Origin of the sequence: Streptomyces sp. NRRL S-118, from assembly GCF_000716335.1 — a bacterium.
GTDB lineage: Bacteria > Actinomycetota > Actinomycetes > Streptomycetales > Streptomycetaceae > Streptomyces.
The window spans coordinates 131,060-143,280 of sequence record NZ_KL591005.1; the positions used below are offsets into that span (position 1 = coordinate 131,060).

Annotated in this window: 9 protein-coding genes; 5 read left to right on the forward strand and 4 right to left on the reverse strand. The window is 72.0% G+C overall.

Annotated features, from left to right (window positions below; all coding sequences use genetic code 11):
• Positions 1–353: 353 nt before the first annotated feature.
• From tkt to pgl, 5 genes are read left to right on the forward strand one after another with little or no spacing between them, the layout of a single operon-like run.
• Positions 354–2,441: a transketolase gene (gene tkt / locus IH00_RS0112190; RefSeq protein WP_031072623.1), complete on the forward strand. Its 2,088-nt coding sequence runs from the start codon at positions 354–356 to the stop codon at positions 2,439–2,441.
• Positions 2,442–2,476: 35 nt separating this feature from the next.
• Entirely contained in the window at positions 2,477–3,595 is a 1,119-nt protein-coding gene (tal, locus tag IH00_RS0112195; RefSeq protein ID WP_031072624.1) for a transaldolase, read from the forward strand.
• Positions 3,596–3,599: 4 nt separating this feature from the next.
• A complete protein-coding gene (zwf, locus tag IH00_RS0112200) occupies positions 3,600–5,132 on the forward strand; it encodes a glucose-6-phosphate dehydrogenase (protein ID WP_031072626.1) in 1,533 nt (510 codons plus the stop codon).
• A complete protein-coding gene (gene opcA / locus IH00_RS0112205; protein ID WP_031072629.1) occupies positions 5,129–6,169 on the forward strand; it encodes a glucose-6-phosphate dehydrogenase assembly protein OpcA in 1,041 nt (346 codons plus the stop codon). The genes zwf and opcA overlap by 4 nt, the downstream gene beginning before the upstream one ends.
• Positions 6,166–6,972 carry a 6-phosphogluconolactonase gene (gene pgl, locus IH00_RS0112210; protein WP_031072631.1) on the forward strand — a complete coding sequence of 269 codons (807 nt, stop codon included), beginning with the start codon at positions 6,166–6,168 and terminating at the stop codon, positions 6,970–6,972. The genes opcA and pgl overlap by 4 nt, the downstream gene beginning before the upstream one ends.
• 95 nt (positions 6,973–7,067) lie before the next feature.
• On the opposite strand, the gene IH00_RS0112215 is transcribed toward pgl, so the two are convergent.
• The 4 genes from IH00_RS0112215 to pgi all read right to left on the reverse strand — a co-directional run bounded on the left by IH00_RS0112215 (position 7,068) and on the right by pgi (position 12,211).
• Positions 7,068–8,093, reverse strand: coding sequence for an acyltransferase family protein (locus tag IH00_RS0112215; protein ID WP_107064449.1), 1,026 nt, complete (start codon positions 8,091–8,093; stop codon positions 7,068–7,070).
• A 228-nt stretch (positions 8,094–8,321) separates the two neighbouring features.
• Positions 8,322–10,043, reverse strand: a complete 1,722-nt coding sequence (locus tag IH00_RS0112220) for a PH domain-containing protein (RefSeq protein ID WP_078887704.1) — start codon at positions 10,041–10,043, stop codon at positions 8,322–8,324.
• Positions 10,040–10,540, reverse strand: a complete 501-nt coding sequence (locus IH00_RS0112225) for a PH domain-containing protein (RefSeq protein ID WP_031072637.1) — start codon at positions 10,538–10,540, stop codon at positions 10,040–10,042. The genes IH00_RS0112220 and IH00_RS0112225 overlap by 4 nt, the downstream gene beginning before the upstream one ends.
• A gap of 9 nt (positions 10,541–10,549) precedes the next feature.
• Positions 10,550–12,211, reverse strand: a complete 1,662-nt coding sequence (gene pgi / locus IH00_RS0112230) for a glucose-6-phosphate isomerase (protein ID WP_031072639.1) — start codon at positions 12,209–12,211, stop codon at positions 10,550–10,552.
• Between the last annotated feature and the right edge of the window lie 10 nt (positions 12,212–12,221).

A 12,221-nucleotide genomic window follows, 5' to 3' on the forward strand; every position in this document is an offset into this window, starting at 1 on the left:
CTCGCGCGTACCACGCCACTCTAGACGTTGCCCATACCTCGCCCTCCGCGGGGGTCGGTCGTGTTGGGCCGGGTGCCGGAGGGGGCGCGGGAAGGGGCGCCCGGAGGGGTGCGGAACGGGGTGCGAGAGGGTGCCGCAAAGGGCGGTCGTCGCGCTCGGTTGAGCACTCGGCTGAGCGGCTCCGTATTCATATGACAAACGCCGGAGAGCCCGGTCGGGAGGCGGGCCGCACGCGTTGCCCACACTCTGGAATGACTCGAAAAAATGCGCGTTCTCACGGGGGTAGGCTCGACAGCGGCCGGTGAGATCGACGTCACCGGCATTCGACATGTGGAGAGGAGCCCTGACCCAGGGTGAGCACCAAGCCGACCACCACAGACCTCGAGTGGACCGAATTGGACCAGCGGGCCGTAGACACCGCCCGCATCCTGGCCGCGGACGCCGTACAGAAGGTCGGCAACGGCCATCCCGGTACGGCCATGAGCCTGGCCCCCGCCGCGTACACCCTCTTCCAGAAGGTGATGCGGCACGACCCGTCGGACCCCGACTGGACCGGGCGTGACCGGTTCGTGCTGTCCGCGGGCCACTCGTCGCTGACGCTGTACACCCAGCTCTACCTGGCCGGGTTCGGCCTGGAGCTGGACGACCTGAAGGCCTTCCGGACCTGGGGCTCCAAGACCCCCGGCCACCCGGAGTACGGCCACACGGCGGGCGTCGAGACGACGACCGGGCCGCTGGGCCAGGGTGTCGCCAACGCCGTGGGCATGGCGATGGCCGCGCGCTACGAGCGGGGCCTGTTCGACCCGGAGGCCGCGCCGGGGGCGTCCCCGTTCGACCACTTCATCTACTGCATCGCCGGTGACGGCTGCCTGCAGGAGGGCATCTCCGCGGAGGCGTCCTCGATGGCCGGGCACCAGAAGCTCGGCAACCTGGTCCTGCTGTGGGACGACAACCACATCTCGATCGAGGGCGACACGGAGACGGCCGTCTCCGAGGACACGATGAAGCGGTACGAGGCCTACGGCTGGCACGTCCAGCGCGTGGAGCCCAAGGAGAACGGCGACCTCGACCCCGAGGCCCTCTTCCGCGCCATCCAGGCCGCGAAGGCGGAGACCTCGCGCCCGTCGTTCATCGCGATGCGCTCGATCATCGCCTGGCCCGCGCCCAACGCGCAGAACACCGAGGCCGCGCACGGCTCGGCGCTCGGCGACGAGGAGGTCGCGGCCACCAAGCGCGTCCTGGGCTTCGACCCGGAGCAGACCTTCGAGGTCGCCGACGAGGTCATCGCGCACACCCGCGAAGCCCTGGACCGCGGCCGTGAGGCCCGCGCGGCGTGGGAGAAGCAGTTCGAGGAGTGGCGCGGCGCCAACCCGCAGCGCGCCGCCGAGTTCGACCGCGTCGCCGCGGGCGAGCTGCCCACGGGCTGGGAGGAGAAGCTCCCGGTGTTCGAGCCCGGCAAGGGCGTCGCGACCCGCGCCGCCTCGGGCAAGGTGCTCCAGGCACTGGGCTCGGTCATCCCCGAGCTGTGGGGCGGCTCCGCCGACCTGGCCGGCTCGAACAACACCACGATCGACAAGACGTCGTCGTTCCTCCCCGCGGGCAACCCGCTGCCGGAGGCCGACCCGTACGGCCGGACCATCCACTTCGGCATCCGCGAGCACGCGATGGCCGCGGAGATGAACGGCATCGCGCTGCACGGCAACACCCGCGTCTTCGGCGGCACCTTCCTGGTGTTCTCCGACTACATGCGCAACGCCGTCCGCCTGTCCGCGCTGATGCACCTGCCGGTGACGTACGTGTGGACGCACGACTCGATCGGCCTCGGCGAGGACGGCCCGACGCACCAGCCGGTGGAGCACCTGGCCTCGCTGCGCGCGATCCCGGGCCTGAACATCGTGCGCCCGGCGGACGCCAACGAGACCGCGGTCGCCTGGCGCGAGATCCTGCGCCGCTGGACCAAGGAGTTCGGCAAGGGCACGCCGCACGGCCTGGCCCTCACCCGCCAGGGCGTTCCGACGTACGAGTGGAACGACGACGCCGCGCGCGGCGGGTACGTGCTGTTCGACGCCGACGGCGGCGAGCCGCAGGTGGTGCTGATCGGCACGGGCTCCGAGGTGCACCTGTGCGTCGAGGCGCGCGAGCAGCTCCAGGCCGCCGGCATTCCGACCCGGGTCGTCTCGATGCCGTCCGTCGAGTGGTTCGAGGAGCAGGACCAGGGGTACCGGGATGCGGTGCTGCCGCCGTCGGTGAAGGCGCGGGTCGCGGTCGAGGCCGGGATCGGCCTGACCTGGCACCGGTACGTCGGCGACGCGGGCCGCATCGTCTCGCTGGAGCACTTCGGCGCTTCCGCGGACGGCAAGGTCCTGTTCCGCGAGTTCGGCTTCACCGCCGACAACGTGGCCGCCGCCGCCCGGGAATCGATCGAAGCCGCAGCGCGCTGACGCCGGTATACGTACGAGTAGGAGATGCAACTCTCATGACAGACGCACTCAAGCGCCTCTCCGACGAAGGCGTCGCGATCTGGCTGGACGACCTGTCGCGCAAGCGGATCACCTCCGGCAACCTGGCCGAGCTGATCGACCAGCAGCACGTCGTGGGCGTGACGACCAACCCCTCGATCTTCCAGAAGGCGATCTCGGAGGGCCACGGCTACGACCAGCAGCTGGAAGACCTCGCCGCCCGCAAGGTGACCGTCGAGGAAGCCATCCGCATGATCACGACGGCGGACGTCCGTGACGCCGCCGACATCCTGCGGCCGGTGTTCGACGCCACCCAGGGCCAGGACGGCCGTGTGTCGATCGAGGTCGACCCGCGCCTGGCGCACAACACCAAGGCGACGGTCGCCGAGGCGAAGCAGCTGGCATGGCTGGTGGACCGCCCCAACACGCTGATCAAGATCCCGGCGACCGAGGCGGGCCTGCCGGCGATCACCGAGGTCATCGGCCTGGGCATCAGCGTCAACGTCACGCTGATCTTCTCGCTGGAGCGCTACCGCAGGGTGATGGACGCGTACCTCTCCGGCCTGGAGAAGGCCAAGGAGCGCGGCCTGGACCTGTCGAAGATCCACTCGGTGGCGTCCTTCTTCGTGTCCCGCGTGGACACCGAGATCGACAAGCGCCTGGACGGCATCGGCACCGACGAGGCCAAGGCGCTGCGCGGCAAGGCCGCCCTCGCCAACGCCCGCCTGGCGTACGAGGCGTACGAGGAGGTCTTCTCGTCGGACCGCTGGGCCGCGCTGGACAAGGCGCAGGCCAACAAGCAGCGTCCGCTGTGGGCCTCGACCGGCGTCAAGGACCCGGCGTACAAGGACACCCTGTACGTCGACGACCTGGTCGCGCCGGGCACGGTCAACACCATGCCGGAGGCCACCCTGGAGGCCACGGGCGACCACGGCGAGATCACCGGCAACACGATCGCCGGCACGTACGAGCAGGCGCGCGCGGACCTCGCCGCGGTCGAGAAGCTCGGCATCTCGTACGACGACGTGGTCCAGGTCCTGGAGGACGAGGGCGTCGAGAAGTTCGAGGCGTCCTGGAACGACCTGCTCAAGTCGACCGAGGCGGAGCTCAAGCGCCTCGCCCCTTCGGAGGCGTAAGACCTTGAACGCAGTTCATGGAGCGAATCCGCTCCGTGACGCCGCCGACCGACGGCTCCCGCGCATCGCGGGGCCGTCGGGCCTGGTGATCTTCGGCGTCACGGGCGATTTGTCCCGTAAAAAGCTGATGCCTGCGGTGTACGACCTCGCCAACCGCGGCCTGCTGCCGCCGGGCTTCTCGCTGATCGGGTTCGCCCGTCGCGAGTGGCAGGACGAGGACTTCGCCGACGAGGTGTACCAGGCCGTCAAGCAGCACGCCCGCACACCCTTCCGGGAGGAGGTGTGGCAGCAGCTCAGCCAGGGGATGCGGTTCGTCCAGGGCAACTTCGACGACAACGAGGCCTTCGAGACCCTCAAGAAGACGATGGAGGAGCTCGACCAGGCGCAGGGCACCGGGGGCAACTTCGCGTTCTACCTCTCCGTACCGCCGAAGTTCTTCCCGCTCGTCGTCCAGCAGCTGAAGAAGCACGGGCTGGCCGACCAGAGCGACGGCTCCTGGCGGCGCGCGGTCATCGAGAAGCCCTTCGGGCACGACCTGGCCTCCGCCAAGGAGCTCAACTCGATCGTCCACGAGGTGTTCGCCCCGGAGCAGGTCTTCCGGATCGACCACTACCTGGGCAAGGAGACCGTCCAGAACATCCTGGCGCTGCGGTTCGCCAACACCCTCTTCGAGCCGATCTGGAACCGGTCGTACGTCGACCACGTGCAGATCACGATGGCCGAGGACATCGGCATCGGCGGCCGCGCCGGGTACTACGACGGCATCGGCGCCGCCCGTGACGTCATCCAGAACCACCTGCTCCAGCTGCTGGCGCTGACCGCGATGGAGGAGCCCGCCTCCTTCGACGCGGACGCGCTCGCGGCCGAGAAGACCAAGGTGCTGGGCGCGGTGAGGCTGCCCAAGGACCTCGGCAGGTCGACGGTGCGAGCCCAGTACTCCGCGGGATGGCAGGGCGGCGCGAAGGCCGTCGGCTATCTGGAGGAGGAGGGCATCGACCCCAAGTCCAAGACCGACACGTACGCCGCGATCAAGCTGGGGATCGACAACCGCCGCTGGGCTGGCGTCCCCTTCTACCTGCGCACCGGCAAGCGTCTCGGCCGCCGCGTCACCGAGATCGCGGTGGTCTTCCAGCGGGCCCCGCACTCCCCCTTCGACCACACGGCGACCGAGGAGCTGGGGCACAACGCCCTGGTCATCCGCGTCCAGCCGGACGAGGGCGTGACCATGCGGTTCGGCTCGAAGGTGCCGGGCACCTCCATGGAGGTGCGGGACGTCTCGATGGACTTCGCGTACGGCGAGTCCTTCACGGAGTCCAGCCCCGAGGCATACGAGCGGCTCATCCTCGACGTCCTGCTCGGTGACGCGAACCTCTTCCCGCGCGTGGAGGAGGTCGAGCTGTCCTGGCAGATCCTCGACCCCATCGAGCAGTACTGGGACAAGCACGGCAAGCCCGCGCGGTACCAGGCCGGGACCTGGGGGCCGGTCGAGGCGGACGAAATGCTCGCACGAGACGGACGGAGCTGGCGCCGGCCATGAAGATCGACCTTACGGACACCACGTCCGGCAAGATCAACAAGGCCCTGGTGCAGGGCCGGCGGGCCATCGGCACGCCGGCCGTCGGCATGGTGCTCACCCTCGTCATCGTCACCGACGAGGAGAACGCGTACGACGCGCTGAAGGCCGCCAACGAGGCGTCCCGCGAGCACCCGTCGCGCACCCTGGTCGTCATCAAGCGGTTCTCGCGCTCGCCGCGGGACCGGGCGAAGGCGCGCCTGGACGCCGAGGTGCGAGTGGGCGCGGACGCGGGCACCGGCGAGACGGTGGTGCTGCGGCTGTACGGCGAGGTCATCAATCATGCGCAGTCGGTGGTCCTGCCGCTGCTGCTGCCGGACGCGCCGGTCGTGGTGTGGTGGCCGGTCGACGCGCCGACCGACCCGGCGAAGGACCCGCTGGGCAACCTGGGCCAGCGGCGGGTGACCGACACCTACGCCGCGGAGCACCCGATCGAGGAGCTGAAGGCCCGCGCCGAGGCGTACACGCCGGGTGACACGGACCTGTCCTGGACGCGGATCACGCCGTGGCGTTCGATGCTCGCGGCGGCCCTCGACCAGATCCACTGCGAGGTCACCTCCGCCGAGGTGGAGGGCGAGGAGTTCAACCCGAGCGTCGAACTGCTGGCCATGTGGCTGGCCGACCGGCTGAAGGTTCCGGTGAAGCGCTCGCAGTCGCACGGCCCGGGGCTCACCGCCGTACGGCTGGCGACCGACTGCGGTCCGATCGTGCTGGACCGCGCCGACGGTTCGCTGGCCACCCTGTCCATCGAGGGGCAGCCGGACCGGGCCGTGGCGCTCAAGCGGCGTGAGACGGCGGAGCTGATCGCCGAGGAGCTGCGCCGGCTCGACCCGGACGACACGTACGCCTCGGCGCTGCGGTACGGGATCGACCGGCTGGGCCGGCACGAGGACGCGGGGACCGCCGAGCCGGAGCCCGCCGCCGCGGCGGCGTCGCAAGGTGACGGATCCGCCAGGAAGGCCCCGGCGAAGGCCCCGGCGAAGAAGGCGGCCGCCAAGTGAGCGCACCACGGCTGGTGGTCCACCGCGACAAGGAGCTGATGGCGCAGGCCGCGGCGGCCCGGCTGATCACGACCATCGTGGACGCCCAGGCCGCCCGCGGCTCCGCCTCGGTGGTCCTGACGGGTGGTCGCAACGGCAACGGCCTGCTGGCCGCGCTGGGTTCGTCGCCCGCCCGCGACGCGATCGACTGGTCGCGGCTCGACCTGTGGTGGGGCGACGAGCGGTTCCTGCCGGAGGGCGACCCCGACCGCAACGACACGCAGGCCCGCGCCGCCCTGCTGGACGCCGTCCCGCTGGACCCGACGCGGGTGCACACCATGCCGGTGTCGGGCGGTGCGTACGGTACGGACGCGGACGCCGCGGCCGCCGCGTACGCCGAGGAGCTCGCCACGGCGGCCCGGGCGGGTGACGGTGCGCCGGCGGGCGTCTCCACCGACGCCGCGGTGCCGGCTTTCGACGTGCTGATGCTCGGCGTCGGACCGGACACGCACGTCGCATCGCTGTTCCCCGAGCACCCCGCGCTGCGGGAGACGGAGCGCACGGTGGTGGGTGTGCACGGCGCGCCGAAGCCGCCGCCGACCCGTGTCTCGCTGACGTTCCGGGCGATCCGCGCGGCGCGTGAGGTGTGGCTGCTGGCGGCGGGCGAGGACAAGGCGAAGGCGGCCGCGACCGCCCTGTCGGGTGCGGGCGAGCTCCAGGCCCCAGCCGCCGGGGCGTACGGTCTGGACCGGACGCTGTGGCTCCTGGACGCCGCGGCGGCCTCGGAGCTCCCGCGTTCGCTGTACTCGCCGGCGTCGCCCTGAGGCTCCGCCCGCACGGAGGTACGCACGGAACGGCCCGGTCCACCGCGAGGTGGACCGGGCCGTTCCGCCGTGCGGGCTCAGCGCGTGGTGCGGGCTCAGCGCGTGGTGGAAGCGGCGTCGCGGCGGCGCCTGCGCAGCAGCAGCCGCTGTCCGGGCAGCTCCACCGCGTGGTAAAGGGCCGCCGACAGGACGAGGGACACGGTGAGGAGGAGCGCCCCCGCGCCGACGGAGGAGAAGCCCTCGACGTGCGGGGTGCGGCCGAACCACAGCCCGGCGGCGGACAGCACCAGCAGATGGATCATGTAGAAGGCGAAGGACCACTCGCCGAGCCGGACGAGCCGGCGGCCGCGCCACAGCGACGGTGTGCCCCGGACGTCGGCGACCGCGCCGGCCGCGATGAGCAGCGCGAACCCGAGCACGGTGGCCGAGGCGTACGCACCGCGCAGCTCCGGCACGAGGAGGTAGCCCGCCACCGTGACCGCCAGCGAGACACCGAGTCCGGGGCCGTGCCACCGGCCCAGTGCCACCAGCCGGGCGAGCGCCATACCGAGGACGAACTCGGGCAGCCGGGCGGGCGGGAAGTTGAAGGCCATCCCCAGGTGCCAGGCCGATTCGGCGCCCGGCACGGACATCACCGTCACGGCGCACAGTGCCGCCACGACGTGGAGCGCTCCGGCGCCCAGCCGGCGGACCACCGCGAACAGGGCCGGGAACGCGGCGTAGAAGAACGCCTCGCAGACGAGCGACCAGCTGACCGGGTTGACGGCCTGCCACCACTCGGTCCGCCAGGCACTCACCAGCAGCAGGTTCGCCACGACCTCGCCGTAACCGTCCCGTGGCCGCAACCCCGGCAGCACGGTGAACGCCAGCAGCAGGGTGACCGCCGCCGTCACCAGGTGCACCGGGTAGATGCGGGCGACGCGGCGGCGCCAGAACGCCGGTGCCCGGTCGCCGGGACGGGCCGACCACGCCAGGACGAAGCCGGAGAGGACGAAGAAGAAGGACACGCCGACGAGGCCCGGCGCGAACGCCCGGTTCACCAGTTCGTGGTCCTGGCCGCCGAAGTAGCCGGCATGCCATACGTGGTAGAGGAAGACGAGGAGGGCCGCGGCCCATCTCATCCCGGTCAGCGAGGGCAGCCGGCCGCCCCGCGGGGCCCGTGCACTCCTTTCGGCGGCTCGTGACGGCGGCTCGGTGAGCCGGTGGTCGTGGAGCGAGACAGACAACGCGCTGTTCCGTTCAGCCGTCCTTCGGGTGGTCAGCACCTGCGGCGGCAGGCGCGGGAGCCAGCCACGATACGTGCCGGGGCACCGGGCCGCTCCGGTGGTGTGCCGCCGGATGGAGCAACCTCACCGCTGGAGGAACGGCTCCAGCAGCTCCGGCACCGCGTTCGCGGCGAAGCACAGCGCCTCGCTCTCGTCGGCGTCGTGGACGTGGTAGGCGCCGGCTCCCGCCGCCGTCGTCGCGGTGAGCGTGACCAGTCCCGCGCGGCGCTGGAGCCACGACTGCCTGACCGTCCAGCCGATGACACCGCCACGCTGCAGGGCGACCGTCGCGCGCCGGACCGTGCCGGACCGCGTGAGGAGGTAGCCGCCGCTGATGCCGTGGCCGAGGGCGCGGTACGCGTCCAGGGCGAGGGCGATCGCCACCGGCGTCAGGAGCGCGGCAATGGCGGCGGCCGCGTACAACAGGACGTCCCGGCCGACGGCCACGGCGAGGACCGCCGGCAGCACGGCCGGGACGAGTGCGGCTCCCACCGCCCGGCGCAGCCTGCGGGTCCGCGCCGCGCGGGGGTGCGCGGTGAGGGGCCGGGCCGTCAGGGGCAGCTCCGACGAGTGCAGCTCCGGCACGGGCTGCGCGGTGGGGAGCTGCGCGCTGCTGAAGGGCTGGGCGCGGAGAGGCTGGGCCGGGAGCCGCGTGCCGGTGGCGGCCGGTGCCTCGCGCAGCACCCGGGCGGCCACGTCATGGGCCAGGGCACGCGGCACGGCGGGCAGCAGCGTCCGGTGGTCGGCGTGCTGGTCCTCCTCGTCCTGCGTGAGTCCGGTGGCGATCGCGTCGACCCGGGCGGCGCCGCACAGGCGCGCGCCGAGCGGCTCGACCAGCTCGACACCGCGCAGCCGCCGCTCCTCGATGGAAAGGGAGCGTGCGGTGAGGAGTCCGCGGCGGACCCTGAGCGTGCCGCCGGGCTCGCGCTCCAGCCGGTAGTTCCACCACATCTCGACCCAGAGTCCGAGGGCCCCTGCCGCACCGGTGACCGCGGCGGCCGCGGTGAGGGCGAGGACGGTCCAGACCAGGGGCGTGTCCCGGAATCGGTCACCGATCCAGTCGATGACCGCCCGTTGGGCCCCGAACCAGTCGCTGACCTGGAGCACGGCCCCGGCGGCCGCCCCGCCGAGCGCCGGGGCGACGAACGAGACCGGGGCGTACCGGATCCAGGCGGGATCCAGCGCGGCCAGCTCGCCGTCGGCCGGGGTGCCGTGGTCGCGGGCGAGCGTGCGGTCGAGCAGCTCGCGCCGCAGCCGCTCGCCCTCGGCCCGGGTGACGGGGTCGAGCTCCAGCGTGGAGTCGCCACCCGTGTGCTCCCCGGTTCCTATGCGGACCTTGACCAGTCCGAGGAGGCGCAACAGCGGATGGGCCGTCAGGTCGACACTGCGGATCCGTTCCCGGGGCAGTGAGCGACGCTTGACGAGCAGCAGCCCGGTGTGGAGCTCGGCGCGCTCGGGCCCGATGCGGTAGCGCGTCCTGCGCCAGCGCACGTGGTCGGCGGCCGCCGAACCCGTGATGAGGACGACCGCGCCGGCCAGGACGAACGCGCACGCCTGCCACACCGTCATCGCCCCGGCCAGACCCAGGAACACGGGGACGCCTCCACCGGCCGCGACACCGGCCGTCACCAGTGCGGTGACGGCGACGGTCCGCCCGTCGAGCCGCCGCCAGCCGTCCTCCCCGGGCAGGCCGGGCGCCGGGGGGACGGCCGGGGCGGCGGGTGCGGGCTGCCCGGCGGGTGCGGCCTGCCCGGCGGGTGCGGCCTGCCCGGCGGAGGCCGTGTCCTCGGCCCCCGCGGCGGTCATGTCGCGTCCCCGGGGGTGGCCCGGGTGAGCACGGTCAGCCGCTCGGCGAGCTCCGCGGCCAGTTCGTGGTCGAGCCCCTCGATCCTGAGGGCACCCTTGGCGGAGGCGGTGGTGACGGTGACCGTGGCGAGCCGGAACGCCTGCTCCAGCGGCCCGCGCACGGTGTCCACGGTCTGGATCCGCGACATCGGCGCGATCCGCCACTCCCGCAGGAAGTAGCCGGTACGGACGTAGACGGCGTCGTCCGTGACCTCCCACCGGTGGACGCCGAACCACCAGCGGGGGAGGAACGCGGTGCAGGCCAGTCCCAGCACGGCCACGGCCGCCGCGGGCAGCAGCAGCCAGGTGCGCGCGGGCGCGATGAACACGCCCAGCAGCACCAGGACGGCCACGGGCGCCGCGGTCAGCAGCGCCAGCTGGACCCGCCACCAGCCGACGGCCCGCTCGCTCGGCGCGTGGGCCGGCGGCCGCAGCCGCACCACGTTCTCCCCCGCCATCGGACCCTCCTAGTCCTTGCGTCCCCGCCGCGCCCGGTACCGGCCGGCCAGCGCGGCGGTCGAGCTGTCCAGCTCCTCGCCGCCCTTGCCCTCGGTCAGCACGGGCTCGATCCGCTTGGCCAGCACCTTGCCCAGCTCGACGCCCCACTGGTCGAACGAGTCGATGTTCCACACGGCGCCCTGGACGAAGACCTTGTGCTCGTACAGCGCGATCAGCTGGCCCAGCACCGACGGGGTCAGTTCGTCGGCGAGGATCGTGGTGGTGGGGTGGTTGCCGCGGAAGGTCTTGTGCGGCACGAGCTCCTCCGGGACGCCCTCGGCCCGTACCTCCTCGGGTGTCTTGCCGAAGGCGAGCGCCTGCGTCTGGGCGAAGAAGTTGGCCATGAGCAGGTCGTGCTGGGCGGCCAGGCCCGGCGGCAGATCGGCGACCGGCTCGGCGAAGCCGATGAAGTCCGCCGGGATGACCTTGGTGCCCTGGTGGATCAACTGGTAATAGGCGTGCTGCCCGTTGGTGCCGGGCGTGCCCCAGACGACCGGGCCGGTCTGCCAGTCGACGGGGTTGCCGTCACGGTCGACGGACTTGCCGTTGGACTCCATGTCGAGCTGCTGGAGGTACGCCGTGAACTTGGACAGGTAGTGGCTGTAGGGCAGGACGGCGTGGGACTGCGCGTCGAAGAACGCGCCGTACCAGACACCCAGCAGCCCCAGCAGCAGTGGCGCGTTCTCCTCGGGCGGCGCGGTGCGGAAGTGCTCGTCGACGAGGTGGAAGCCGTCGAGCATCTCGCGGAAGCGGTCCGGCCCGATGGCGATCATCAGGGAGAGGCCGATGGCGGAGTCGTACGAGTAGCGGCCGCCGACCCAGTCCCAGAACTCGAACATGTTGGCCGTGTCGATGCCGAAGTCCTCGACCTTCCCGGCATTGGTCGACAGCGCCACGAAGTGCTTGGCCACGGCCTCCTGGCCGGCCCTCAGCTCCGTGAGGAGCCAGTTGCGGGCCGAGGTGGCGTTGGTGATGGTCTCGATGGTGGTGAAGGTCTTGGAGGCGATGATGAACAGCGTCTCGGCGGCGTCCAGGTCGCGGATCGCCTCGTGGAGGTCGGCGCCGTCGACGTTGGAGACGAAACGGAACGTCAGGTCCCGCCGGGTGTAGGAACGCAGCACCTCGTACGCCATCGCCGGACCCAGGTCCGAGCCGCCGATGCCGATGTTCACGATGTTCTTGATGGGCTTCCCGGTGTGGCCGGTCCACTCGCCCGAGCGGATCCGCTCCGAGAAGGCGGCCATCCTGTCCAGCACCGCGTGCACGCCCGGCACCACGTTCTCGCCGTCGACCTCGACGACGGCGTCGCGCGGGGCGCGCAGCGCGGTGTGCAGGACGGCCCGGTCCTCGGTGGTGTTGATCTTCTCGCCGCGGAACATGGCGTCCCGCAGTGCGGCGACCCCGGTCGCGGCGGCCAGCTCGCGCAGCAGCCGCAGCGTCTCGTCGGTCACCAGGTGCTTGGAATAGTCCACGTACAGGTCGCCGACCTGCAGGGTGTAGCCGGTGCCGCGCGCCGGGTCGGCGGCGAACAGTTCGCGCAGATGCGTCTGCCCCAGCTGCTCGCGGTGCTTGCCCAGAGCGGTCCACTCGGGCATCCGATTGAGCCTGGTGCGTCCTTCTGCTGCATTCATCTCGGACATC

What these genes read in the sequence shown, in the direction of transcription:
- tal (WP_031072624.1), top strand. Translation starts at nt 2,477, where the DNA reads ATGACAGACGCACTCAAGCGCCTCTCCGACGAAGGCGTCGCGATCTGG.
- opcA (WP_031072629.1), top strand. Translation starts at nt 5,129, where the DNA reads ATGAAGATCGACCTTACGGACACCACGTCCGGCAAGATCAACAAGGCC.
- IH00_RS0112215 (WP_107064449.1), bottom strand. Translation starts at nt 8,093, where the DNA reads ATGAGATGGGCCGCGGCCCTCCTCGTCTTCCTCTACCACGTATGGCAT.
- IH00_RS0112220 (WP_078887704.1), bottom strand. Translation starts at nt 10,043, where the DNA reads ATGACCGCCGCGGGGGCCGAGGACACGGCCTCCGCCGGGCAGGCCGCA.
- IH00_RS0112225 (WP_031072637.1), bottom strand. Translation starts at nt 10,540, where the DNA reads ATGGCGGGGGAGAACGTGGTGCGGCTGCGGCCGCCGGCCCACGCGCCG.
- pgi (WP_031072639.1), bottom strand. Translation starts at nt 12,211, where the DNA reads ATGAATGCAGCAGAAGGACGCACCAGGCTCAATCGGATGCCCGAGTGG.